Genomic DNA, 25983 nt, shown 5'->3' on the forward strand with positions numbered 1-25983 from the left:
AATTCGCCCATCCGTTGCAGATGGGCGAAGGAAAAGTATTAGTCACACTGGACTTTAATCGCCAGACCACCGCGAGAAGTTTCACGGTATTTAGCGTTCATATCTTTCCCGGTTTCATACATTGTTTCGATGACCTTATCCAGCGAGACGCGCGGTGCACTGGTGCGGCGTAAGGCCATGCGTGCGGCATTGATCGCTTTCACAGAGGCAATGGCATTACGCTCAATGCACGGCACCTGAACTTGTCCAGCAACCGGGTCGCAGGTTAAACCAAGGTTGTGTTCCATGCCAATTTCTGCCGCTACGCAAACCTGTTCCGGGCTACCGCCCAGCAGTTCTGCAAGACCCGCAGCAGCCATTGAACAGGCAACACCCACTTCGCCCTGGCAACCGACTTCCGCACCCGAGATAGAGGCGTTCATTTTATAGAGTGCGCCAATCGCGCCCGCAGCCATAAAGTAGCGGGTATAGATATCCGGGCTGACAGATTCAATAAAGTGGTCATAGTAAGCCAGTACCGCCGGAACAATGCCACAAGCACCGTTGGTTGGTGCAGTCACCACGCGGCCACCTGCGGCGTTCTCTTCGTTCACCGCCAGCGCAAACATGTTTACCCAGTCGATGACATTCATCGGATCGTTAGACAGTTTATCGCTGGAAACCAGCATCCGGCGCAGCGCCGACGCACGGCGGGGAACGCGCAGCGGGCCTGGCAATACCCCTTCGGTGTTCATGCCGCGATCGATACACGCCTGCATGGTTTGCCAGACATGAGCGAAATACTCGTCGATCTCTTTCTTGCTGTGCAATGCCAGCTCATTCTGCATAGCCAGGCCGGAAAGGGAATAACCGGTCTCATTGCAGTAAGCCAGCAGTTCGGTGGCGGATTTGAACGGATACGGCACACTGACTTCGTTGGCGGCATCATGACCAAAATGTTCTTCATCGACGATAAAACCGCCGCCGATGGAATAATAAGTTTTGCTGTAAACAACTTTATCGCCATTATAAGCGTGGATCTGCATCCCGTTTTCATGCAGCGGCAGGTTGCCGTTATGAAAACGCATCCCGTTGTCACGCGGAAAATCCACTTCATGCCGACCCTGTGCCAGCAGCAAACGTTCGCGCTCTTCTACGTCGCGAATAAAACCGGGAATACTGTCGATATCCACGGTAGCAGGTTCGTTACCTGCCAGCCCCATAATAATGGCGATATCGGTATGGTGGCCTTTACCCGTCAGCGACAGTGAACCATAAACGTCCACGGCAACGCGGGTAACGCTATCCAGTAAGCCTTTTTCGACCAGATCATCGACGAACTGTTTACCTGCCTTCATAGGCCCTACAGTATGGGAAGATGAGGGACCAATCCCCACCTTAAACATGTCGAATAGACTAATCACGATAATACTCCTGACAAGGTGACTGGGCTTCCAGTAACGAGCTAATTACAGCGCATAGTGTAAGAGGGAACGCGGCGATCAGTTTAACTATTCACATGAATTAAACTAATCAAAAACCGCGATTTAACTAATATTACGATGATTGTCTCAAGTAGTGTTTTGTGCGTGTAAAGATAAGTATAGTCAGGGTTTAACACCAATTTGCAGCGCCAGCTCACGAATTATGCCTGCTGTCATTCCCCATACAAAATAGTGTTCATACCAGGAAAGCCATACCCGATGTGAATCACCACGGCGGTAGATATCTAAAGGGTGATAACGGCCCAGATGAAGCGCCTGAGCGAGGGGCATTTCAAACACTGCGGATACTTCATCTTCGCTGGCACGATAGGGTAAATCTGGGGGAATAATGCCGACTACTGGCGTTACCTGGTAGCCAGTGACGCTATCGACTGGCGGTAGTACGCCTATAACCTCGACCGAGGAAGGCGGAATAGCAACCTCTTCTTCAGCTTCGCGAAGCGCGGCGGCAATGACTGATGTGTCGGTGTCATCCACCGCACCGCCAGGAAAAGCCACCTGTCCGGCGTGTTTACGCAGATGAATGGAGCGTTGGGTAAGCAATAACCCTGGCTGTGGTCGGCGTACAATGGGGATCAACACGGCAGCCTGACGATGATTTAACGTTTCCCTGTTAATTTGCGGACGCAAAAGTTGAAAGCGCGATAAAAAATCATCAAGCGTCAGGCTACTGTATTCCACGTTTATTTCTCCAGTTGACGTAGGATCTTATTAACTTTATCAAAAGTTTCCTGATATTCCGCTTCTTCCTGGCTATCAGCGACAATACCACCGCCAGCGGAACAGTAAATTTGCCCGTTAACCGCCGTCAGCGTGCGGATGGTGATGTTGGTGTCCATGTTGCCGCAAAAGCTCAAATAACCAATGCTGCCACACCAGGCGTTGCGTCGCTGCGGTTCCAGTTCGTCGATAATTTCCATAGCCCGTACTTTCGGTGCACCAGTTATTGAGCCTCCAGGGAAAGCCGCGCGCAGCAGATCGCTGGCGTGTAACTGTTCTGGCAGCCGCGCCGTTATGGTGCTGACCAGATGATGCACGGCAGGAAAGGGTTCGACCACGAACAGCTCTGGAACTTTTACCGAACCGGCTACGGCAACGCGACCGATATCATTACGCATTAAATCAACAATCATCAGATTTTCAGCGCGATCTTTGGGGGAGTTCGCCAGTTTCTCTGCCTGCTTGCTATCTTTCTGAGGGTCGGACAGGCGTGGCAGCGTGCCTTTAATCGGGCGGGTCTGAATTTCACTATTATCGCAAAGGATAAACCGCTCTGGCGAAAGGCTTAAAATCGCGCCCTGTTCAAGACGCAAAAAAGCACTAAATGGCGCGCGGTTGGCCTTATTAAGCTGAACGAATATTTGCCATTCATCACCAGAATAGGTCGCTTGAAAACGCTGGGCAAGATTCACCTGATAGCAATCGCCGCTGTGCAGATATTCCTGTACCTGGCGAAATTTTTCGCCGTACTGCTCGCGGGTCATATTGGATTGCCAGGCAGAAGTGAGCTGGAAATCAAGTTTTGACGTGATTTGCTGGCTTTCCAGCCAGTCCAGGCGGGCATTGACATCAAAATGGCTGAGCAGAGAAATTACCTGACGCTGATGGTCGACAATCAGCGCCCAGTCGTAGATACCCACTGCCATATCAGGCAGATCGAGATCTTGCTCCGCAATTTCAGGCAATGATTCAAAACGGCGGCCTAGATCGTAGCCAAACAACCCCAGTGCGCCGCCCTGAAATGGCAAATCTTCGTTATGTGTTGGACAAATGTTGGTGCGGTCCAGCACCTGCTGGAGCACCTGTAGCGGGTCATCGGTAGTCGTTGTGCGTTTTTCGCCTTCACTAACAACGGTTTCTTTACCGAAAGTGGTTAAAGTGCAAATCGGCTCGGCCACCACAATATCGAAGCGACTATGCGGATGATCGGCATAACCAGAATGTAAAATCATCGCCCATGGCAGGTGGCTTAAGCGGGAGAAATAAAATTCAGCGGCGTCCTGGCGCCAGGGTAAAGTAATCACAGCGGGAGTTAACGTCTTCATCAGTCCTGACTCTACTGGCTATGTGCCGGGTAGCATGAAATAATTAGCGCCAACAATTTAGCAGGAGTTAACAATGTTTGCAGGTTTACCTTCACTCACCCATGAACAGCAGCAAAAAGCCGTCGAGCGGATCCAGGAACTGATGGCGCAAGGGATGAGCAGCGGCCAGGCAATCGCGCTGGTGGCCGAAGAGCTGCGTGCCAACCACTCTGGCGAACGAATTGTGGCGCGTTTTGAGGATGAAGACGAGTAACGTTATGCGTCAGGTCGTAAGTATGAGAGGGAATTTATTATGGAGAGTCTGGTGGCATTGGCGGGCGTGAAAGTCGCACTTGAGGAACCGGATTTTTTGCTTTTCTAAGTCAAATCAATGTTGATAGCGCACTGGATCTCAGAGACGACTCACCATTTGATGAACGCTGGATGTGCGAGTTTAATGCCGTCCAGCGAAGAGTCTTTTCTGAAGAAGTAATTAACGTAATAGATACATTACGTGAGAGATCTTTCAAATTGGCTTTTCGTATAACGGGAAACAGTGATATTTCCGCCAGAATATCTGATGATATTGAGTTGATTAGCAAACGTATGGTCATGGGGGATCAACAATCCTGGGCGGTGAAGGGATTATGGTCCTGTTATTGCAATGGGCTGTTTCCGTGTCATATTTAAAGCCGTAATACATACTTAAGTAAATTTTTTCACGGATGATTTGTTGATAAAAATAATAAATCATAATACAGGAGGTAGTAAATGATAAATATTCCTTTAACCGCAATGGGCCATCAGCCTTGCGGCGAGTTTGTTTCTTGTTCTGTCAGTTTTAATGGGCAAATATCTGTACTGGAAGTCGATCAGATACCTGAACGTATCCAGGGGATGTTTGTTTCGACAATAACGGAGGAAAGAACCTGGTACATTACGCTATATGGGATAAAGCCTCATTATGCGAGAAAGATTAATATTCACGATGCTTATAACTTCCACAAAATACAGGTTATTGACAACCAGCATATTTTATTAGTAGGTGCCCGGAGTCGGTTTGAAAATGGCGAGGGGGAGAAAAATGCAGCCATTTACACCATGGATGGAAGACTGGTACGGCGATTTACATTGGGCGATGGCATCGAGGATGTCAGTGTGACAGAAAAGGGAGAAATATGGGTAAGCTACTTTGATGAAGGTGTCTTTGGAAATTATGGCTGGCAGATCCCTATGGGACAAAACGGTTTGGTAAAATATGATCTCTACGGTAATGTTTTATGGGAACAGAATGAGTGTTGTATTTTTGATTGCTATACATTAAATGTTGATAATGCGGCATCTGTTTGGTTTTATTATTATGCGGATTTTGAACTTGTTCATATAAAAAATAGTACCTTCACACGATATGAAATTCCCGTTGAAGGGATGAGTTGTTTTGCTGTTTGTTTACCATGGATCATTGCTGATAACGGCTATCAACAATCTTATTCCTTTTCTGTGTTCAGGCAAGACGGACAGCGATTTAAAAAACATGATGATATTGTATTTACACAGCCTGGTGGGCGGCAAATCGACCCGGTTTTCAGGAAGATGCGTGGCAAATGGATTTTAGTAATGACTGAAACAGAACTCTATTATGGAGAGATCGCACCGTCGATATTTTATTGATATGTCCGCTCTATCACTGTACTTCTTGCACGCGAGATTGCAGTGGGCGCACTGATAAAAAGAAGAACAAGAGAGTTGTATGATGGCAAAAAAATGGACGCTTTTCTGATTTAGATGAAAGCGTCCATGTCGATTTCTGCTGATAGAGAGTTAAACTATACCAGCGCTTTGAGTTCGTCATGCATATATGACGTAAAATATTCCGGGTTTTTTATCACCACACGCTCACCAGACTCCATTTTTTTTGCCCAGCGAACCATCTTCTGTGTGAACTCAGGGTTCCATCCTTCCTCGTTCCCTCGCGCAATGATGTCGTCGGCACTCGCGGGTACTCCCAAATCTTTCAGACATTTAAAGATTCCCTTTGCAGTGCTTTCATTCATAGAACTTGGCGTTGATGCTGATATATCCATGGCACCAATGAAATCCAGGGCTTTATCTATTACAGCAGGCATATTCTTATCCTTAAAATTAACCACGTAATCAATAAGTCTATATGACCTCAAATTGCCTCTAAGATCAAAGGGATTATAAACATCTATCATGCGCTAGTCTGTTGACATCTGTGTTTTTTGCCGAACACAGTGAGGCGCGACACAGTTTAAGCCTGTTTTATTGCGCCCGGAACGAGGGATAACAGAGTGGGTTCGCGAAGGACTGACCGAATCCTGCAAAATCGGTCAGTATTATCTGGTTATTTTCTGCGCTGGAATAACTTAAACCGCAGCAACAATCTTAATTTCAACTTTATACTGTGGATTCATCAGTCCCGCTTGTACCGTGCAGCGCACCGGAGCATGGCCTGCGACAACCCATGCATCCCATGCTTTATTCATTGCTGCAAAATCACTTTTGTCAGCCAGGAAAATGGTGGCATCCAGAATGCGTGACTTACTGCTTCCCTGTTTTTCCAGCACGGCATCGATTTGCGCAAGGGTATTGGCAGTCTGTTCGAAAGCGTCGGCGTCAAGGTTTTCCGGCACACCAGTGTAGTAGAGGGTGTTATTGTGGATCACAACATCAGACCAGCGGGCTTCGGCGTCGATACGGATAATGGTCATGAGAATCTCCATTGATATATTCATCAACCACTAAGACTGCCATATCTTAACCTTTTCGTCATTGCTGCTTATGTTGATTGGTTAAAAAAAACTCAGCAATGGTGCGCACTACTCGAATTATTTAGAGTTATTGGTGAATAAAAGTAAAAAAGCACCATATCGTTTTTTATTACGTATAGGGTGCTTAATCTTAAAGACAATTATATTCGTCATACTTCGAGTGGCATGTGCTGCGACTTGAATTATTGAGTATTAATCAATATAACCATCTTTTTTCATTTGCTTTTCTTCACAATACTCACGGCGACAGAGGCCAATGACCAGCACGATAACATCAATAACACCAGCAGTTATAGATATTTTAACAAAGGTGACTGCGCGTAACGGCGTAACCCAAAGTTGAAATAGCGCCAGTACTGACCAGAGAACCAGGATAGTCAGGCAAATTATTGATGTGGTTTTCATAGGTCTCTTTCGAGGATGACGACGTAAGCTTCACGACGGAAAAACAACAGCATACGACGCATATCTTTTTCCATTGTGATTACACGCCATCCTTCCTGGGCATTTTTATTGAGAAAAATTGAAAATTTAACGGGATCGACTTTAGAAGCACCGAAAAGAATACTCCCTAACATCCCTTCCTGATAAATGACGGCTTTATACTCTTTCACTCTCTTATCCTTGAATTACATATGAAAGTTGTGTGATTAAACTACTCCTTGCCGTTGCAAATGGTAATTGATAAAGCTTTAAAAAGAAATATCTCACGACGATTAAATATATATAGATTGTGGTGATATTTAAAATGCCTGGATATTGTTAAATAATATTATTTGCGATAATTATAAAGACTAAACATAAATAAAACGTTATTTACTCATCAAAGTACGCTTCTGCAGAGAAAGGCAACCGTGGCATAAAGCCTGCGACCCTGACATAATCCCTGTTCAAATCAACAGGGGGTAGTGTGACAGACGATTTTGCACCAGACGGCCAACTGGCAAAAGCGATACCAGGCTTTAAGCCGCGTGAACCACAGCGACAGATGGCGGTAGCCGTCACCCAGGCGATAGAAAAAAGCCAGCCGCTGGTGGTGGAAGCAGGAACCGGTACGGGCAAAACCTACGCTTACCTGGCCCCTGCGCTGCGGGCGAAAAAGAAAGTCATTATCTCGACCGGCTCAAAAGCGTTGCAGGATCAGCTCTACAGCCGCGATTTGCCAACGGTCTCAAAGGCATTGAAATACACGGGCAACGTGGCGTTGCTGAAAGGGCGCTCAAACTACCTCTGCCTCGAACGTCTCGAACAGCAGGCGCTGGCGGGCGGCGATTTGCCAGTACAAACCTTAAGTGATGTGATCCTCCTGCGCTCCTGGTCTAATCAGACGGTAGATGGTGATATCAGCACCTGCGTCAGCGTGGCGGAAGATTCACAGGCGTGGCCGTTGGTCACCAGCACCAACGACAACTGTCTTGGCAGCGATTGCCCGATGTATAAAGATTGCTTTGTGGTTAAAGCACGCAAAAAAGCGATGGACGCCGATGTGGTGGTGGTGAACCATCATCTGTTTCTCGCGGATATGGTGGTGAAAGAGAGCGGATTTGGCGAACTTATCCCGGAAGCAGACGTGATGATCTTCGACGAAGCCCACCAGTTGCCGGACATTGCCAGCCAGTACTTTGGTCAGTCACTCTCCAGTCGACAACTGCTCGACCTGGCAAAAGACATCACCATCGCCTACCGTACCGAATTAAAAGATACCCAGCAGTTACAAAAGTGCGCCGACCGTCTTGCCCAGAGCGCGCAGGATTTTCGCCTGCAATTAGGTGAGCCAGGTTATCGCGGCAATTTGCGCGAACTGTTAGCCAATCCGCAAATTCAGCGGGCATTTTTACTGCTCGATGACACCCTTGAACTTTGTTATGACGTAGCGAAACTGTCACTGGGGCGTTCCGCCTTGCTGGATGCAGCATTTGAACGCGCCACCCTTTATCGTACGCGGCTTAAACGGCTGAAAGAGATTAATCAGCCGGGTTACAGCTACTGGTACGAATGTACCTCGCGCCATTTCACTCTCGCGCTGACGCCGCTAAGCGTTGCGGATAAATTCAAAGAGTTAATGGCGCAAAAGCCAGGTAGCTGGATCTTTACCTCGGCAACATTGTCTGTGAATGACGATCTGCACCATTTCACCTCGCGGCTTGGGATAGAACAGGCGGAGTCGTTGCTGTTGCCAAGCCCGTTTGATTACAGCCGCCAGGCGTTACTCTGTGTGCCGCGCAACCTGCCGCAAACCAACCAGCCGGGTTCCGCGCGGCAACTGGCGGCAATGCTGCGACCGATCATCGAAGCTAACAACGGTCGTTGTTTTATGCTTTGTACCTCGCACGCCATGATGCGCGATCTGGCTGAGCAGTTCCGCGCCACCATGACGCTTCCCGTGTTGTTGCAGGGGGAAACCAGCAAAGGCCAACTGCTACAGCAGTTTGTCAGCGCCGGTAACGCGCTGCTTGTGGCGACCAGTAGTTTCTGGGAAGGTGTGGACGTGCGCGGTGATACGCTGTCGCTGGTGATTATCGACAAGTTGCCGTTTACCTCGCCGGATGACCCACTGTTAAAAGCGCGCATGGAAGATTGCCGTTTGCGCGGTGGTGACCCGTTCGATGAAGTGCAGCTGCCAGATGCCGTCATTACTCTCAAACAGGGAGTAGGGCGACTGATTCGCGACGCCGACGATCGCGGCGTGCTGGTGATTTGCGATAATCGGCTGGTGATGCGCCCTTATGGTGCGACGTTCCTTGCCAGCCTGCCGCCCGCGCCGCGCACCCGTGACATTGCCCGTGCGGTTCGTTTCCTTGCGATACCATCCTCCAGGTAATTTGTTACGGAGTATGGTATGATGCGCGCCTTTTTATTGATCTAAGCACGAAGACCCATGCGAATTCTGGCTATCGATACCGCGACAGAGGCCTGCTCTGTTGCCCTGTGGAACGACGGTACTGTCAACGCTCATTTTGAGCTTTGCCCTCGTGAACATACTCAACGAATCTTACCGATGGTGCAGGAGATCCTGATCACCAGCGGAACTTCCCTGACTGACATAAACGCTCTTGCTTACGGGCGCGGCCCCGGTAGCTTTACCGGCGTGCGCATTGGTATTGGCATCGCGCAAGGGCTGGCGCTTGGCGCGGAGCTGCCGATGATTGGCGTCTCCACGCTAATGACGATGGCGCAAGGGGCGTGGCGCAAAAACGGCGCAACACGCGTGCTGGCAGCCATTGACGCGCGAATGGGAGAAGTTTACTGGGCCGAATATCAGCGTGATGAAAACGGCATCTGGCACGGTGAAGAAACCGAAGCCGTACTCAAACCAGAACTCGTTCATGAACGGATGCAACAGCTTTCCGGCGAATGGGTGACCGTAGGGACAGGCTGGCAAGCCTGGCCGGATCTCGGTAAAGAGAGCGGGCTGGTTTTGCGCGATGGTGAAGTATTACTGCCTGCCGCCGAAGATATGTTGCCCATTGCCAGCCAGATGTTTACTGAGGGTAAAACGGTGGCGGTGGAACATGCCGAGCCGGTTTATTTACGTAACAACGTCGCGTGGAAGAAACTTCCTGGCAAAGAATGAATCTTAAGTGTATGCCCTGAGAAAAAAGGAGTCGCATCATGGCGGTTCAAGAGAATGTTATCAAAGGCATACTGGTCGGTACGTTTGCGCTCATGCTGAGCGGTTGTGTCACTGTGCCGGACGCCATTAAAGGCAGTAGTCCAACACCACAGCAAGATCTGGTACGCGTGATGAATGCGCCAGATTTATATGTTGGACAGGAAGCGCGCTTTGGCGGCAAAGTGGTTGCGGTACAAAACCAGCAAGGGAAAACCCGCCTGGAAATTGCGACCGTCCCGCTGGACAGCGGAGCAAGACCAACTCTGGGAGAATCTTCTCGCGGTCGCATTTATGCCGATGTGAACGGTTTTCTTGATCCGGTCGATTTTCGTGGACAACTGGTCACGGTTGTCGGGCCAATCACTGGTACAGTGGATGGCAAAGTAAATAACGCACCATATAAATTTATGGTTATGCAGGTAACGGGTTACAAACGTTGGCATATCACTCAACAGGTGATTATGCCGCCGCAGCCAATTGATCCATGGTTTTACGGTGGACGTGGCTGGCCCTATGGTTACGGCGGATGGGGCTGGTATAATCCGGGCCCTGCAAGAGTTGAAACAATTGTAACCGAGTAACAAATTGTTTTTAAAGGAAAAGAAACAGCGGCTGGTCCGCTGTTTCTGCGTTCATACGGCAACTATAAAAATAAATAGTGACGCGCTTCGCAACCTTTTCGTTGTCTAATTATCAAGCTGGTAAGATGAGTTAATATTATGTTAACAGCATGTTTATCACTTGGGGTTGCGATGACGACGAACACGCATTTTAGAGGTGAAGAATTGAAGAAGGTTTGGCTTAACCGTTATCCCGCGGACGTTCCGACGGAGATCAACCCTGACCGTTATCAATCTCTGGTAGATATGTTTGAGCAGTCGGTCGTCCGCTACGCCGATCAACCCGCGTTTGTGAATATGGGGGAGGTGATGACCTTCCGCAAGCTGGAAGAGCGTAGCCGCGCATTTGCCGCTTATTTGCAACAAGGCCTGGGGCTTAAAAAGGGCGATCGCGTTGCGTTGATGATGCCTAACTTATTGCAATATCCGGTAGCCCTGTTTGGCATTTTGCGTGCCGGGATGATTGTCGTGAACGTCAACCCGCTGTATACCCCGCGTGAGCTTGAGCATCAGCTTAACGACAGCGGCGCATTGGCGATTGTTATCGTGTCTAACTTTGCCCACACACTGGAAAAAGTGGTTGATAAAACTGCTGTTCAGCACGTTATTTTGACCCGTATGGGCGATCAGCTATCTACGGCAAAAGGTACAGTAGTCAACTTCGTTGTTAAATACATCAAGCGTCTGGTGCCGAAATACCATCTGCCAGATGCGATTTCATTTCGTAGCGCCCTGCATAACGGCTACCGAATGCAGTACGTCAAACCTGAACTGGGGCCGGAAGATTTAGCTTTTCTGCAATACACCGGTGGCACAACTGGCGTGGCGAAAGGCGCGATGCTGACTCATCGTAATATGCTGGCGAACCTGGAGCAGGTCAATGCGACCTATGGGCCGCTATTGCATCCGGGCAAAGAGCTGGTAGTAACGGCGCTGCCGCTGTATCACATTTTTGCACTGACCATTAACTGCCTGCTGTTTATCGAACTGGGTGGGAAGAACTTGTTAATCACTAACCCGCGCGATATTCCTGGGTTGGTGAAAGAGTTAGCAAAATATCCGTTTACCGCTATCACTGGCGTAAACACCTTGTTCAATGCGTTGCTGAACAATAAAGAGTTCCAGCAGCTGGATTTCTCCAGTCTGCATCTTTCTGCAGGCGGTGGTATGCCTGTTCAACAAGTGGTGGCTGAACGTTGGGTGAAACTGACCGGACAATATCTGCTTGAAGGTTATGGCTTAACCGAATGTGCGCCATTGGTAAGTGTTAACCCGTACGATATTGATTACCACAGCGGCAGTATCGGCTTACCTGTACCGTCAACAGAAGCCAAACTGGTGGATGACGATAATAACGAAGTACCACCGGGTCAACCGGGTGAGCTTTGTGTCAAAGGACCGCAGGTGATGCTGGGCTACTGGCAGCGTCCGGATGCCACTGATGAAATCATCAAAAACGGTTGGCTACACACTGGCGACATTGCCGTAATGGACGAAGAAGGTTTCTTACGCATCGTTGATCGCAAAAAAGACATGATTCTGGTTTCCGGTTTTAACGTCTATCCCAACGAGATTGAAGATGTCGTCATGCAGCATCCGGGCGTACAGGAAGTCGCGGCTGTTGGCGTACCTTCTGGTTCCAGCGGTGAAGCGGTGAAAATCTTTGTGGTGAAAAAAGATCCTTCACTTAACGAAGAGGCCCTGGTGACATTCTGCCGTCGACAGTTAACTGCATACAAAGTACCGAAGCTGGTAGAATTTCGTGATGAGTTGCCAAAATCAAACGTCGGAAAAATTTTGCGGCGAGAATTACGTGACGAAGCGCGCAGCAAAGTAGACAATAAAGCCTGAGCGTTAAAAATGACAAACAGCGCCGGTTAATCCGGCGTTTTTTGTCGCCCACCAAAGAGAACACGATTTGAATTATCAATTAATTACCACGGACGATGCATTGGCTTCCCTGTGTGAGGCGGTTCGTGCGTTTCCGGCTATAGCCCTTGACACAGAGTTTGTTCGCACACGTACTTATTACCCGCAACTGGGGCTTATCCAGTTATTTGATGGTGAACATCTCGCTCTTATCGACCCACTCACCATTCGTGACTGGTCTCCTTTAAAATCAGTGCTGCGTGACCCGGCAATAACTAAGTTCTTACATGCGGGTAGCGAAGATCTTGAAGTATTCCTTAATAAATTTGGCGAAATGCCCCAGCCCCTAATCGATACCCAGGTTCTGGCTGCTTTTTGCGGACGGCCGATGTCCTGGGGTTTTGCCTCGATGGTTGAAGAGTATTCAGGCGTAATCCTGGACAAGAGCGAGTCACGTACCGACTGGCTGGCCAGGCCGCTGACCGAGCGTCAGTGTGAATATGCAGCAGCAGATGTCTGGTATCTGTTACCGATTACCGCAAAACTGATGGCAGAAACTGAAGCCTCTGGCTGGTTACCTGCGGCACTGGATGAATGCCGCCTGATGCAAATGCGTCGTCAGGAAGTCGTTGCGCCGGAAGATGCCTGGCGTGATATCACTAATGCCTGGCAGCTACGCACCCGTCAGTTAGCCTGCCTGCAACTGCTCGCCGACTGGCGTTTGCGAAAAGCTCGGGAACGCGATCTGGCGGTAAATTTTGTGGTACGTGAAGAGCACCTGTGGTCAGTGGCCCGATATATGCCAGGTAGCCTTGGTGAGCTGGATAGCCTGGGGCTTTCTGGCAGCGAAATTCGCTTTCATGGTAAGTCATTGCTTTCACTGGTTGAAAAAGCGCAGGCGTTGCCAGAAGAGGCTCTGCCACAACCGTTGCAAAATTTGATGGATATGCCTGGTTATCGTAAAGCATTTAAAGCGATTAAGGCGTTGGTAGTTGGAGTCAGTGAGGCGAATAAACTCAGTGCAGAATTGCTGGCTTCACGCCGTCAGATTAACCAGTTGCTAAACTGGCACTGGAAATTAAAACCGCAGCATTCACTGCCAGAGATGATCTCCGGCTGGCGTGGAGACTTAATGGCTGAAAGGTTAAATGCTCTTTTGCAGGAATACCCGCAATAAAAGCAATGGCCCGCAATGTTAGCGGGCCATGTAACTTTTTATAGCGCCAGGCTATGAATCGTATTGTTCCCGGTAGTGTGCCGACGAACATCCACTGGCATCCCGGAACGGACATCCATCACATGTTGCATGACATCGGCGTCGGTTTGCGCCGCATCTTTAAACGCCTGCATTGAGCCGTTTAGCGTGATTGGCAACAGCTGTGGATCATCATCAATCTTCTCTGAAAGTGGTTGATGCACTTCAACCAGACGCGCACCGTTTGGTTCTGCCGACACCTTTATTGGCGTATTGATAATCTTCACTTTGGTGCCAGGAGTAACGTGGCTGAAAAGTGTTTTAATATCATCATCGCGCAGTCGAATACAGCCAGAACTTACCCGCATGCCAATGCCGAAATCGGCGTTCGTACCGTGAAGCAAATAAACGCCGCCATAGGCCGCCAGACGAATCGCATGATGGCCCATTGGGTTATCCGGTCCAGCCGGAACTACCGCAGGCAACTCAATTCCCTGTGCTTTATAACGGGCGCGGATGTTTGCTGTTGGCGTCCAGGTTGGATTCGCACGCTTGTCCGAAACGGTGGTCACCATTGTCGGCGTCAGCGTGTCACCACCCAACTGACCAATACCGATGGGATACACGGTTACCGAATTTTTTCCCGGCGGATAATAATAGAGACGCAGTTCTGCAAGGTTAATCACAATGCCTTCGCGCGGCGCGTCTGGAAGTAGGGTTTGCAGCGGGATCGTTAACACGCTGCCCGCTCGCGGTACGTAAGGATCAACGCCAGGGTTAGCCTGTAACAGAGCGAGAAAGCCGACGTTATATTTTTTGGCGATGGCTTCCAGCGAACCGCCGTCATTTTCCACCACATGAAATTTGTTTTCGCCAACCAGACGACTGCCGGCAGGCGGTAGAGGCCAGGTGTTGGCTTTTGCCGGTAGCGCCAGCGCCACGGCAGCGGCGAACGTAAAAAACGTTAGCCAGCGAGAAAAACGCGTTTTGATCATCACCAAAAATCCATAATAAATATAAGGTTATTGTAATAAAAAGATAAGTATGAATTATGGATGGTGACAGTGTCGGATAGTGCAGGGAAGTGCAAATAATTTGTAAATGTTGGATATGGGGGCGCAGAAACGCCCCCGATTTACCATTAAGCGATCGCGTTCTCTTCCAGTTCACGCATAAACTGGCGAATCCATTCGATACGCGTTTTCCGCTCGCTCAAATCCTGAATAAACTTCAGGCGCGTCGGGCCATCGAGGCGATAATGCTGCGGCTGTTTTTGCAGCAAACCAATCAGCCATGCCGGATTAACGTGATTCTTCTCGGCAAATTCGATCACGCCACCTTTCTCATTACCTTCCAGCTTCCTGATCCCCAGCTTCTGCGCTTGCTGGCGCAAACGAGCAATATCCAGCAGGGTGCGTGCCGGATCCGGCAGCAGGCCGAAACGATCGATAAGCTCAACTTTGATCTCTTCCAGTTCGTTTTCCGTTTTGGCGCTGGCAATACGTTTATAGAACGACAAACGCGTATTCACGTCAGGGATGAAATCATCTGGCAATAGCGATGGCATCCTCAGTTCGACTTCCGTTTGCTGGCTGGTGAGATCTTCCAGCGACGGCTCGCGTCCGGCTTTCAGCGCATCGACGGCGTTTTCCAGCAACTCCATATACAGTGAGAAACCGATGGTTTCCATCGAGCCGCTTTGTTCTTCGCCAAGCAGTTCACCCGCGCCGCGGATCTCCAGATCGTGCGTTGCCAGCGCAAAACCTGCTCCGAGATCTTCGAGCGAGGCAATCGCTTCAAGACGTTTTTGCGCATCGGTGGTCATCGCTTTTGGATGCGGCGTCAGCAACCATGCATATGCCTGATGATGCGAACGTCCGACGCGACCGCGCAACTGGTGCAGCTGTGCCAGACCGAAGTGATCCGCGCGTTCAATGATAATGGTGTTGGCGGTAGGGATGTCGATCCCGGTTTCGATAATGGTGGTACAAACCAGCACGTTGAAACGTTGATGATGGAAATCATTCATCACCCGTTCCAGTTCGCGCTCGCGCATCTGCCCGTGACCGATGGCGATCCGCGCTTCTGGCACCAGTTCTGCCAGCCGTTCGGCGGCTTTCTGGATGTTTTCCACATCATTGTAGAGATAATAAACCTGTCCCCCGCGCAGAATTTCGCGAAGGATCGCCTCTCTGACCACCAGACTGTCATACTCGCGGACAAAGGTTTTAACTGCCAGACGACGGGCGGGCGGCGTGGCGATAATCGACAGGTCACGCATTCCGCTCATCGCCATATTCAGCGTACGTGGGATCGGCGTAGCGGTAAGCGTCAGAATATCCACGTTCGCGCGCATCGCTTTAATCCGCTCTTTATGACGCACCCCGAAGCGGTGTTCTTCATCGACAATCAGCAGACCTAAATCTTTAAACTTGACGTCATTTTGCAGCAGTTTGTGCGTACCGATCAGAATATCGATTTTCCCTTCCGCCACTTCCGCAAGGATTTGCGTCTGCTCTTTGGCGCTGCGGAAACGGGAGATCATTTCGATGCGTACCGGCCAGTTGGCGAAACGGTCGCGGAAGTTGTCGTAATGCTGCTGCGCGAGAAGGGTGGTAGGCACCAGCACCGCCACCTGCTTGTGGTTATCTACCGCCAGGAAAGCGGCGCGCATCGCGACTTCAGTTTTACCAAAGCCAACATCGCCGCACACCAGACGATCCATTGCCAACGGCTGACACATGTCGCTAAGCACCGCATTAATGGCCTGCGCCTGATCCGGTGTAGTTTCAAACGGGAAGCTGTCGCAGAACAACTGATACTGCTCACGATCGTGTTTAAACGCGAAGCCCTCTTTGGCGGCGCGTTGTGCGTAGATATCCAGCAATTCCGCCGCCACATCACGCACTTTTTCCGCCGCTTTCTGCCGCGCGCGTGACCACGCATCGCCACCAAGTTTATGCAGCGGGGCGTTTTCTTCCGCGCCACCAGCGTAACGGCTAATCAGATGCAGCGACGACACCGGAACATACAATTTGGCGTCGTTGGCATAGGTGAGCATCAAATACTCGCCGGTAATGCCGCCGGCTTCCAGCGTGGTCATTCCGGCATAGCGACCGACGCCGTGCTCCAGATGGACCACCGGCTGACCAATATGCAGCTCCGCGAGGTTACGGATCAGCGTGTCAGGATTGATGGCGCGCCGTGAGTCCTGACGGCGACGAGCAACACGTTCACCGAGCAGATCGCTTTCGCAAATCAGCGCCAGATTACGTACCGTATCGATAAAGCCATGTTCGGCAGCGCCAATCATCAGATAACGCCCGCGGTCGCTAGCTTCATCAAGACGCATAATGCGTTGCGGAGCAATTCTAATTCGCGCGAGCAATTCACCCAGCGCTTCACGGCGGCCTTCACTTTCTACCGAGAACACCACCGGGCCGTCGAAAGACTCGAGGAACTTACGCAGCGCATCCAGCGGTGCTTTTTGTTGTGCCTGAACGGCCAGGTCTGGCAGTTTCTGGAAACCTAAATTGGCATTCGCTGCTTTCGCAGGTAAATGTTCAGTTTTTAGCTGCACCCGGGGCCAGTTTTTCAGCTCTGAGAAGAGCTCGTCTACGCGCAGCCAGAGCGATTGTGGCGGTAATAGCGGGCGCATCGGATCGACGCCGCGATTTTCAAAACGCGCCAGCGTGTCAGTCTGGAAACGTTCGGCACTGTTTTCCAGATCGCCAGTATTCACAAACAGCGTATTGGCAGGGAAATAACTGAACAGTGGCGGCAGCGGTTCGCTGAAGAATAGCGGCTGCCAGTACTCGATCCCGGCAGGTAATGTGCCTTTACTCACTTGCTGATAAATATGTTCCGCATCGCGCTTCACTTCGAAGGTATCGCGCCACTGGCTGCGGAACAGTTCAATTGCCGCTTTATCTGTCGGAAATTCGTGCGCGGGCAACAGATTGATCGCTTCTACTTCTTCCAGCGTACGCTGGCTGTCAACGTCAAATACGCGCAGGCTATCGATTTCATCATCAAAAAAATCAAGACGATAAGGCAAGTCGCTGCCCATCGGGAAAAGATCCAGCAACGCGCCGCGCGTGGCGTATTCGCCGTGCTCCATAACCTGGTCAACATGGCGATAACCTGCGCTGTCCAGTTGCGTACGCAAGGCGTCACGAGATAACCGCTGACCTTTTTTCATCATCAGCGCGTGGCCGTGGAGAAAACTGTGCGGGCAAACGCGCTGCATAAGCGTATTCACCGGAACAATCAGTACGCCACGCTGCATCGTCGGTAGCTGGTAAAGAGTGGAAAGGCGTGAGGAGATAATGTCCTGATGAGGCGAAAAACTGTCGTAGGGAAGGGTTTCCCAGTCCGCCAGATTCATCACCATCTGATCGGTAAACTGGCTTATTTCATCATGCAAACGCAGAGCATTTTGCATATCTGGTGCAATAAGTACCACCGGACCGGCGTGACGTTCGGCAATTTCCGCTACCAGCGTCGCGCAGGCAGCACCGGTTAACTCGCCCAGCAGACGCTGCTCACCCGCTTTGACGGGCAGCGTATAACGATATTGTTCAGGCATAACGGTTGTCAGATTCTCGTTAGGATATGCCTCAACATATGGGGGCATATCTCTGATAAGCAATGCTGTTCATTATCCGTAATCGACATGGTTTAGCAAATTGAATCGCCCCGGCTGGGGCGATGGCTTAGCGGGAGTAACTGACGGCTGTGGGCAGAGAAGGCGGGGAGAACAACAGATCGATGAATGCGCGCTGTGAAAGTTTTCTTACCAGCAAGCCCGCAACAGTACAAATCAACAAACTGACAAAGGGGTAAATCAGCAGGAGCGTCAGTTCGACTTGCGGCGACCAGCGTGCCGCGTTCATTTGCGGAATCAGGCTTAAGCTGAATATTTCTACCAGTATGCGATGGGTGGTATAGATAGCAATGGTGTTGGAGCCAATCACATTCAGCAGGCTGGAGGAGCGCATACCGAAGCGTTGCTCGTACTGATAAAACAGCTTCATGATCACCACAATCGATACCAGCGACAACAGCAGCGAGATATTAAACAACCAGGCACCGACCGCCAGAACAGCCAGCAAAGAAGCCATCAGCAGATGGCGGCGCAACGGCACCGCTTTAACACAGGTCATTAATGTTGCGCCAAACCATGCGCCAAGACTGTAATAAGGCAAATTGCGGATCACGCTGTTCATTCCCCACCACGGCGTGGGAACGAAATTAACAGCGACACTCAGCAGTACAAACAAGGCGAATAGTGGCAGCGCCAGACGGCTAAAAAGTTTACATATCACGAAATAGACAATTAAAGCATACAGATACCACAAGCTGGTGCTGGCGGTGATCATCCCGTGCAGGAACTCACCGGTGGAATCGGCATAAGCGGCATTGGAGGCATTGCTTAAATCGCGCTCAGGTGCCAGCCACTGATTCAGCGCACTTAACGCCAGCCACTGCACCACGCCCCACAGTGCCAGCACCCAGAAGATGCTCCAGATGCGTTTATCGAGACAATTTCCCCACGGCACGCTATCGATATAGCGGCGAATCAAATAGCCGGATATAAAGAAAAACACCGGCATACGAAAGGGCGCAAGGTAAAGATTGAAATAGATCCAGCATTTGCTCAGGACTTCCGATAACGGATGCTGAAAAGTGGTCAGATGCGGATAAAAGGTAATGACCGAGTGATAAATCACCACCAGACAAATACATAACCCTTTGATCTGGTTAATCCATAGCTCTTTTTGTTTCATCAGGACAACACGCTCTTTTTATTTAACATGCTGTTGATCCTGCGGGGCGAGTCGCGTGGTGTAATGCGTATCTGTCTGTATTTGGTTATTTTTCAGAAAAAGATCAGGCCACAAGACCGATGAGAAAATGAGGCACTTTAGCCGATTGATTTGTCGGTACTTTTCAGATTAGCCCTGACGATCACTTACAGTTCAGACGTTTACCCATCTTGCTTTCGCTTATATACTCGTGTCTTTGCTAACAGCAACCAGACGGATTTCATGTACCAACCTGTCGCTCTATTTATTGGCCTGCGTTACATGCGTGGGCGTGCAGCGGATCGCTTCGGTCGCTTCGTCTCCTGGCTTTCTACCATCGGCATTACCCTCGGGGTGATGGCGCTGGTCACAGTATTGTCAGTGATGAACGGCTTTGAGCGCGAGCTGCAAAACAACATCCTTGGCCTGATGCCACAGGCAATTCTCTCTTCTGAGCATGGCTCTCTTAACCCGCAGCAACTCCCGGAAACGGCAGTCAAACTGGACGGCGTTAATCGCATCGCACCTGTCACTACCGGTGATGTGGTACTGCAAAGTGCACGCAGCGTGGCGGTCGGGGTGATGCTGGGTATCGACCCGGCACAAAAAGATCCACTAACGCCGTATCTGGTCAATGTGAAACAAGCTGATCTCGAACCGGGGAAATATAATGTCATTCTCGGCGAACAACTTGCCTCACAGTTAGGTGTCAATCGCGGTGATCAAATCCGCGTGATGGTGCCGTCTGCCAGCCAGTTCACGCCGATGGGGCGTATTCCAAGCCAGCGCCTGTTCAATGTGATTGGCACTTTCGCCGCCAACAGTGAAGTCGATGGCTATGAAATGCTGGTGAATATTGAGGATGCCTCGCGTCTGATGCGTTATCCGGCAGGCAATATCACTGGCTGGCGTTTGTGGCTGGATGAGCCGCTGAAAGTTGATTCTTTAAGCCAGCAAAAACTGCCTGAAGGCAGCAAATGGCAGGACTGGCGTGATCGTAAAGGCGAGCTGTTCCAGGCCGTACGCATGGAAAAAAATATGATGGGCTTACTGCTGAGCCTGATTGTCGCCGTTGCGGCGTTTAACATTATTACTTCGCTGGGGCTGATGGTGATGGAGAAGCAGGGCGAAGTGGCGATCCTGCAAACGCAAGGCTTAACTCCGCGACAAATCATGATGGTCTTTATGGTGCAAGGGGCCAGCGCCGGGATTATCGGTGCGATCCTCGGAGCGGCCCTTGGCGCACTGCTTGCCAGCCAGTTGAATAATCTGATGCCGATAATCGGCGTCCTGCTTGATGGCGCGGCACTGCCAGTCGCTATCGAACCTTTACAGGTCATTGTTATTGCGCTGGTGGCGATGGCTATCGCGCTGCTCTCTACGCTTTACCCTTCATGGCGCGCTGCCGCCACTCAACCCGCTGAGGCTTTACGTTATGAATAAGATCCTGTTGCAATGCGACAACCTGTGCAAACGCTATCAGGAAGGCAGTGTGCAAACCGATGTACTGCACAATGTCAGTTTCAGCGTCGGCGAAGGTGAAATGATGGCGATCGTCGGTAGCTCTGGTTCTGGTAAAAGTACCTTGCTGCACCTGCTGGGCGGGCTGGATACGCCAACCTCCGGCGATGTGGTTTTTAATGGTCAGCCGATGAGCAAACTGTCGTCGGCGGCGAAAGCAGAACTGCGCAACCAGAAGCTGGGCTTTATTTATCAGTTTCACCACCTGCTGCCGGATTTTACCGCCCTGGAAAACGTGGCTATGCCGCTGTTGATTGGCAAGAAAAAGCCCGCTGAAATCAACAGCCGTGCGCTGGAGATGTTAAAAGCGGTGGGGCTGGAGCATCGTGCGAATCACCGCCCATCTGAACTTTCTGGCGGCGAACGCCAGCGTGTGGCGATTGCCCGTGCGCTGGTCAATAACCCCCGACTGGTACTGGCGGATGAACCTACTGGTAACCTCGATGCACGTAACGCCGACAGCATCTTCCAGTTGCTTGGGGAATTGAATCGCTTGCAGGGCACCGCCTTCCTGGTGGTTACTCACGACCTGCAACTGGCGAAACGTATGAGCCGCCAACTGGAAATGCGTGATGGACGTCTGACGGCGGAACTGAGCCTGATGGGGGCGGAGTAATGGCGATGCCTTTATCGTTATTGATTGGCCTGCGTTTTAGTCGCGGACGGCGGCGCGGCGGCATGGTATCGCTGATCTCCGTCATTTCTACCATTGGCATTGCCCTCGGCGTGGCGGTATTGATCGTCGGCTTAAGCGCGATGAACGGCTTTGAACGCGAACTGAACAACCGCATTCTGGCGGTGGTGCCGCATGGCGAAATTGAGGCGGTGGATCAGCCGTGGACTAACTGGCAAGAAGCCCTGGATAACGTGCAAAAAGTGCCGGGTATTGCCGCTGCCGCGCCGTATATCAATTTCACCGGGCTGGTGGAAAGTGGTGCCAATCTGCGCGCAATTCAGGTCAAGGGCGTTAACCCGCAACAGGAACAGCGTTTGAGCGCATTACCCTCGTTTGTCCAGGACGATGCGTGGAGCAATTTTAAAGCAGGCGAACAGCAAATTATCATCGGCAAAGGCGTGGCGGATGCGCTGAAAGTGAAGCAGGGCGATTGGGTGTCGATTATGATCCCAAATTCGAATCCCGAGCATAAACTGATGCAGCCAAAACGTGTGCGTTTGCACGTTGCCGGTATTTTGCAGTTGAGTGGCCAACTCGATCACAGTTTTGCCATGATCCCGCTGGCAGATGCCCAACAATATCTTGATATGGGTTCCAGCGTGTCAGGTATTGCCCTTAAAATGACGGATGTTTTCAACGCCAATAAGCTGGTACGCGATGCGGGTGAAGTGACCAACAGCTATGTTTATATTAAAAGCTGGATTGGTACTTACGGCTATATGTATCGCGATATCCAGATGATCCGCGCCATTATGTATCTGGCGATGGTACTGGTGATTGGCGTGGCCTGTTTCAACATCGTCTCTACCTTAGTGATGGCGGTGAAAGACAAGAGTGGCGATATCGCAGTATTAAGAACGCTGGGGGCGAAAGATGGTTTAATTCGCGCCATCTTTGTCTGGTATGGATTGCTGGCAGGGCTGTTCGGCAGCCTGTGTGGTGTGATTATCGGCGTGGTGGTTTCACTGCAACTTACCCCGATTATTGAGTGGATTGAAAAGCTGATCGGTCATCAGTTCCTCTCCAGCGATATCTATTTTATTGACTTCCTGCCATCGGAATTGCACTGGCTGGACGTCTTCTACGTACTGGTCACAGCATTGTTGCTGAGTCTTTTGGCAAGTTGGTATCCGGCGCGGCGCGCCAGTAATATTGACCCTGCGCGAGTCCTTAGCGGCCAGTAAAGGCAGTACATTAAAACAAGGAGCGGCAATGTATTACGGGTTTGATATTGGTGGAACAAAAATTGCGCTTGGCGTGTTTGATAGCGGTCGGCAGTTGCAGTGGGAAAAGCGGGTGCCGACACCGCGTGACAGCTATGACGCATTTTTAGATGCAGTGTGCGAGCTGGTGGCTGAAGCTGACCAACGTTTTGGCTGTAAAGGTTCTGTCGGCATCGGTATTCCGGGAATGCCGGAAACAGAAGATGGTACGCTGTATGCCGCCAATGTCCCTGCTGCCAGCGGTAAACCGCTGCGTGCCGACCTGAGCGCACGTCTTGATCGCGATGTACGCCTTGATAACGATGCCAACTGTTTTGCCCTTTCTGAAGCATGGGATGATGAATTTACTCAATATCCACTGGTGATGGGGTTGATTCTCGGCACTGGCGTTGGCGGCGGGCTGATTTTCAACGGTAAACCGATTACCGGTAAAAGCTACATTACCGGCGAGTTTGGCCATATGCGTCTGCCGGTTGATGCATTAACCATGATGGGGTTGGATTTCCCGTTACGCCGCTGCGGCTGTGGTCAAATTGGTTGTATCGAAAATTATCTATCGGGTCGGGGCTTTGCGTGGCTCTGGCAACACTATTATCATCAACCGTTGCAGGCTCCTGAAATTATTGCCTTATGGGAAGAAGGCGATGAGCGGGCGCAGGCACACGTTGATCGCTATCTGGATTTGCTGGCAGTGTGTCTGGGAAATATCCTGACTATTGTTGATCCTGATCTGGTGGTGATTGGCGGGGGATTATCAAACTTTACAGCAATAACAACACAACTGGCGGACAGGTTGCCCCGGCATCTGTTACCTGTAGCTCGTGTGCCGCGTATTGAACGTGCGCGTCATGGAGATGCAGGTGGTATGCGCGGCGCGGCCTTTTTACATCTTAGCGATTAATCAAAAGGGGTTGTTATGCTGTCGCGTCAGAATCACCGATTAAAACGTTTTCGTAAAAACAAACGCCATCTACGCGAACGACTGCGTCAGCGTATTTTTTTCAGAGACAGGGTGGTGCCGGAAGTGATGGAAAAACCAAGAGTATTAGTCCTTACAGGTGCAGGGATTTCTGCAGAATCAGGTATTCGTACCTTTCGCGCCGCAGATGGCCTGTGGGAAGAACATCGGGTTGAAGATGTGGCAACGCCGGAAGGTTTCGATCGTGATCCTGATCTGGTGCAAGCATTTTATAACGCCCGCCGTCGACAGTTGCAGCAGCCAGAAATTCAGCCTAACGCCGCGCATCTTGCGCTGGCTAAACTGCAAGATGCTCTCGGCGATCGCTTTTTACTGGTGACGCAGAATATCGACAACCTGCATGAACGTGCCGGTAATACCAATGTGATTCATATGCATGGGGAATTGCTGAAAGTACGTTGTTCGCAAAGTGGTCAGGTTCTCGACTGGACCGGAGACGTCACGCCAGAAGACAAATGTCATTGCTGCCAGTTCCCGGCTCCGCTGCGCCCACACGTAGTATGGTTTGGCGAAATGCCACTCGGCATGGATGAAATTTATATGGCGCTGTCGATGGCCGATATTTTCATTGCTATTGGCACATCAGGGCATGTTTATCCAGCTGCTGGGTTTGTCCACGAAGCGAAGCTGCATGGCGCACATACGGTTGAACTCAATCTCGAACCGAGCCAGGTCGGTAATGAATTTGCCGAGAAATATTACGGCCCGGCAAGTCAGGTGGTGCCTGAATTTGTTGAGAAGTTGCTGAAGGGATTATAAATCAGGAGTAATTGCCTGATGCGCTACGCTTATCAGGCCTACAAGGGGCGCAATTAATTGAATTTGCGGATTTTGTGGGCCGGATAAGGCGTTCGCACCGCATCCGGCATAATACACGCACAATTTACTGCCTCTTTTACCGTTTACTCGTCAATAACAACGTGGCAATAAACGTACAAACACCAATCAGCCTAGCCCAGAGCGGCGATATTCTGGTAATCGCAAAGCTGTCATCGATATACAAACATAAAGCCTGATAACCCATATTGGCAATAGTCATCGCCACTGCAAACTTTAATGCATAATTAAGGCGCGTTGTGTAGTTAAAAAATGCAGTAAAGACGATGAATGCAACCGCCCAGGCAAAAAGGCCTAATGTCGTGGTACTGCCGGGAGGAGCATTCTCATGCAGTTGTTCTGGATGCGGGTAATATGTCAGTGGTGGCGTCGGTTGTTTTAATATCAGTGCTTGTAAAACAGCCAATGCATTATTGATTCCCTGATACCAGAGATCTGCATGTAAATAAGCCAGCGTATGATTTTCTACCAGCAGTCCCAGATGTTTATCGTCCAGACCGCTTTCAACCTGGCCGTTGGTTATCATAATTAACCGTGGCTCGCGGGTGGTAAAGAGTAACAGGACGCTGCCTTTTACATGACTCATTGAAGATGACACATGCTCCAGCATCGCTTTGCCATTTTGCCTGAGACTGGCTTCATTATTAATGTCGGGTAAAACCACAATAAACGGTGCAACTCCGGTTTGTTGGCGAAAAAGCTCGGCTTTATGCGCGATCTCTTCAGCATCCGGTACAGTACCTGTAACATCCGTAAAAAGTGTCTTCATTATTGGAATCAATGGATTACTGGCTGCCGTCAGAGGCAGAAGTATCAGTAAACTGAGCAGTATTATGATTTTTTTCATGGGCGGGACTTCCGTTTCCTGCGTGTCTTTTTAGAGGAGGGCATACTGATTAATAAACCGACGGCGATAAAAATAACGCCCATAATGCCGATAAACCCCCATTTAAAGAAATTAACCCACGGGTTATTTATCTCAGCCTTTTCAGGATGCCCTGGAGAATAATAAACATTAACTTTATCGCCTTCGCTGTCTTCATAAAAATCGCTGCCGATACTCGAATTGAAAATTAGCGTGTAATCTGGCGTCGGGCGAAAGGCAACGACGGGATACCACGAACCATTTTTACCCGTGCGATGAGAATGACTGGAGTGCCAGACGGTATCAACAATGACGCCTTCGGTATGAATCGCGTCTTTGCTATAGGTGAACTGGTTATAAAAGATAAACAACAGAAATGAGGATCAGTACCAGACCGATACCGAGGAATATACGAAAGAAAATTTTACTGTCCTGACTCATTAGCCACATCCTTGCTAAATAAAAAACGGGCGGTAAT

The 25983-nt window shown here is 50.2% G+C and carries 23 protein-coding genes and 1 pseudogene; 12 read left to right on the forward strand and 12 right to left on the reverse strand.

Features of this window, described 5'->3' with window-relative positions; genetic code table 11:
- Window positions 1-38: 38 nt before the first annotated feature.
- The 3 genes from sdaA to pabB form a co-directional block, all read right to left on the reverse strand.
- Window positions 39-1403 carry an L-serine ammonia-lyase gene (gene sdaA / locus K0335_RS01385; RefSeq protein WP_046077486.1) on the reverse strand — a complete coding sequence of 455 codons (1365 nt, stop codon included), beginning with the start codon at window positions 1401-1403 and terminating at the stop codon, window positions 39-41.
- Between the two features lie 183 nt (window positions 1404-1586).
- Complete coding sequence (locus K0335_RS01390) at window positions 1587-2165, reverse strand: CoA pyrophosphatase (RefSeq protein ID WP_000456806.1); 579 nt, start codon at window positions 2163-2165, stop codon at window positions 1587-1589.
- Window positions 2166-2167: 2 nt separating this feature from the next.
- Complete coding sequence (gene pabB / locus K0335_RS01395; protein WP_000855131.1) at window positions 2168-3529, reverse strand: aminodeoxychorismate synthase component 1; 1362 nt, start codon at window positions 3527-3529, stop codon at window positions 2168-2170.
- Between the two features lie 73 nt (window positions 3530-3602).
- On the opposite strand from pabB, the gene K0335_RS01400 reads away from it, so the two are divergent.
- A complete protein-coding gene (locus tag K0335_RS01400) occupies window positions 3603-3782 on the forward strand; it encodes a YoaH family protein (protein ID WP_000457334.1) in 180 nt (59 codons plus the stop codon).
- A 497-nt stretch (window positions 3783-4279) separates the two neighbouring features.
- Window positions 4280-5179, forward strand: a complete 900-nt coding sequence (locus K0335_RS01405; RefSeq protein ID WP_000608285.1) for a hypothetical protein — start codon at window positions 4280-4282, stop codon at window positions 5177-5179.
- A gap of 155 nt (window positions 5180-5334) precedes the next feature.
- Here K0335_RS01405 and K0335_RS01410 read toward each other — a convergent pair whose 3' ends face one another.
- From K0335_RS01410 to K0335_RS01425, 4 genes are all read right to left on the reverse strand, one after another.
- Window positions 5335-5634 carry a DUF1889 family protein gene (locus K0335_RS01410; RefSeq protein ID WP_002432110.1) on the reverse strand — a complete coding sequence of 100 codons (300 nt, stop codon included), beginning with the start codon at window positions 5632-5634 and terminating at the stop codon, window positions 5335-5337.
- 261 nt (window positions 5635-5895) lie between these two features.
- A complete protein-coding gene (locus K0335_RS01415; RefSeq protein WP_000152605.1) occupies window positions 5896-6240 on the reverse strand; it encodes a RidA family protein in 345 nt (114 codons plus the stop codon).
- 252 nt (window positions 6241-6492) lie between these two features.
- A complete protein-coding gene (locus K0335_RS01420) occupies window positions 6493-6705 on the reverse strand; it encodes a hypothetical protein (RefSeq protein ID WP_000859107.1) in 213 nt (70 codons plus the stop codon).
- On the reverse strand, window positions 6702-6914 hold the full coding sequence (locus K0335_RS01425; RefSeq protein ID WP_000666189.1) for a DUF4177 domain-containing protein: 213 nt from the start codon (window positions 6912-6914) through the stop codon (window positions 6702-6704). The genes K0335_RS01420 and K0335_RS01425 overlap by 4 nt, the downstream gene beginning before the upstream one ends.
- 296 nt (window positions 6915-7210) lie before the next feature.
- On the opposite strand from K0335_RS01425, the gene K0335_RS01430 reads away from it, so the two are divergent.
- The 5 genes from K0335_RS01430 to rnd all read left to right on the forward strand — a co-directional run bounded on the left by K0335_RS01430 (window position 7211) and on the right by rnd (window position 13579).
- Window positions 7211-9121: an ATP-dependent DNA helicase gene (locus K0335_RS01430; RefSeq protein ID WP_000128869.1), complete on the forward strand. Its 1911-nt coding sequence runs from the start codon at window positions 7211-7213 to the stop codon at window positions 9119-9121.
- 57 nt (window positions 9122-9178) lie between these two features.
- The gene (tsaB, locus tag K0335_RS01435; protein WP_001221006.1) at window positions 9179-9874 is read left to right on the forward strand and encodes a tRNA (adenosine(37)-N6)-threonylcarbamoyltransferase complex dimerization subunit type 1 TsaB; all 696 of its coding nucleotides are present in this window, start codon (window positions 9179-9181) and stop codon (window positions 9872-9874) included.
- Window positions 9875-9912: 38 nt separating this feature from the next.
- On the forward strand, window positions 9913-10494 hold the full coding sequence (locus tag K0335_RS01440) for a Slp family lipoprotein (RefSeq protein ID WP_104919674.1): 582 nt from the start codon (window positions 9913-9915) through the stop codon (window positions 10492-10494).
- Window positions 10495-10698: 204 nt separating this feature from the next.
- Window positions 10699-12384: a long-chain-fatty-acid--CoA ligase FadD gene (fadD, locus tag K0335_RS01445; RefSeq protein ID WP_160194004.1), complete on the forward strand. Its 1686-nt coding sequence runs from the start codon at window positions 10699-10701 to the stop codon at window positions 12382-12384.
- A 67-nt stretch (window positions 12385-12451) separates the two neighbouring features.
- Entirely contained in the window at window positions 12452-13579 is a 1128-nt protein-coding gene (gene rnd, locus K0335_RS01450; protein ID WP_104919676.1) for a ribonuclease D, read from the forward strand.
- 38 nt (window positions 13580-13617) lie between these two features.
- Here rnd and ldtC read toward each other — a convergent pair whose 3' ends face one another.
- From ldtC to K0335_RS01465, 3 genes are all read right to left on the reverse strand, one after another.
- A complete protein-coding gene (gene ldtC, locus K0335_RS01455) occupies window positions 13618-14595 on the reverse strand; it encodes a L,D-transpeptidase LdtC (RefSeq protein ID WP_077626856.1) in 978 nt (325 codons plus the stop codon).
- 143 nt (window positions 14596-14738) lie between these two features.
- A complete protein-coding gene (mfd, locus tag K0335_RS01460) occupies window positions 14739-18185 on the reverse strand; it encodes a transcription-repair coupling factor (protein ID WP_219393699.1) in 3447 nt (1148 codons plus the stop codon).
- A 127-nt stretch (window positions 18186-18312) separates the two neighbouring features.
- Window positions 18313-19386, reverse strand: a complete 1074-nt coding sequence (locus K0335_RS01465) for an acyltransferase family protein (protein ID WP_104919677.1) — start codon at window positions 19384-19386, stop codon at window positions 18313-18315.
- A 261-nt stretch (window positions 19387-19647) separates the two neighbouring features.
- On the opposite strand from K0335_RS01465, the gene lolC reads away from it, so the two are divergent.
- Genes lolC through cobB form a run of 5 tightly spaced genes read left to right on the forward strand, consistent with a single transcriptional unit; the run spans window position 19648 to window position 24562 of the window.
- On the forward strand, window positions 19648-20847 hold the full coding sequence (gene lolC, locus K0335_RS01470) for a lipoprotein-releasing ABC transporter permease subunit LolC (RefSeq protein ID WP_000284704.1): 1200 nt from the start codon (window positions 19648-19650) through the stop codon (window positions 20845-20847).
- The gene (lolD, locus tag K0335_RS01475; RefSeq protein WP_001033707.1) at window positions 20840-21541 is read left to right on the forward strand and encodes a lipoprotein-releasing ABC transporter ATP-binding protein LolD; all 702 of its coding nucleotides are present in this window, start codon (window positions 20840-20842) and stop codon (window positions 21539-21541) included. The genes lolC and lolD overlap by 8 nt, the downstream gene beginning before the upstream one ends.
- Entirely contained in the window at window positions 21541-22785 is a 1245-nt protein-coding gene (lolE, locus tag K0335_RS01480) for a lipoprotein-releasing ABC transporter permease subunit LolE (protein ID WP_001251354.1), read from the forward strand. The genes lolD and lolE overlap by 1 nt, the downstream gene beginning before the upstream one ends.
- A gap of 28 nt (window positions 22786-22813) precedes the next feature.
- Window positions 22814-23725, forward strand: a complete 912-nt coding sequence (gene nagK / locus K0335_RS01485; protein WP_000291279.1) for an N-acetylglucosamine kinase — start codon at window positions 22814-22816, stop codon at window positions 23723-23725.
- 15 nt (window positions 23726-23740) lie between these two features.
- Window positions 23741-24562, forward strand: coding sequence for a Sir2 family NAD+-dependent deacetylase (cobB, locus tag K0335_RS01490; protein ID WP_000952705.1), 822 nt, complete (start codon window positions 23741-23743; stop codon window positions 24560-24562).
- A 136-nt stretch (window positions 24563-24698) separates the two neighbouring features.
- On the opposite strand, the gene K0335_RS01495 is transcribed toward cobB, so the two are convergent.
- Both K0335_RS01495 and K0335_RS01500 read right to left on the reverse strand, forming a co-directional pair.
- Complete coding sequence (locus tag K0335_RS01495) at window positions 24699-25487, reverse strand: YgcG family protein (RefSeq protein WP_219393700.1); 789 nt, start codon at window positions 25485-25487, stop codon at window positions 24699-24701.
- Window positions 25484-25946: pseudogene (locus K0335_RS01500) on the reverse strand (DUF3592 domain-containing protein). Before K0335_RS01500 ends, K0335_RS01495 begins: the two are co-directional and overlap by 4 nt.
- Window positions 25947-25983: the final 37 nt, after the last annotated feature.

The sequence above is a fragment of the Escherichia sp. GZ89 genome, from assembly GCF_019366485.1.
Taxonomy (GTDB): Bacteria; Pseudomonadota; Gammaproteobacteria; order Enterobacterales; family Enterobacteriaceae; genus Escherichia; species Escherichia fergusonii.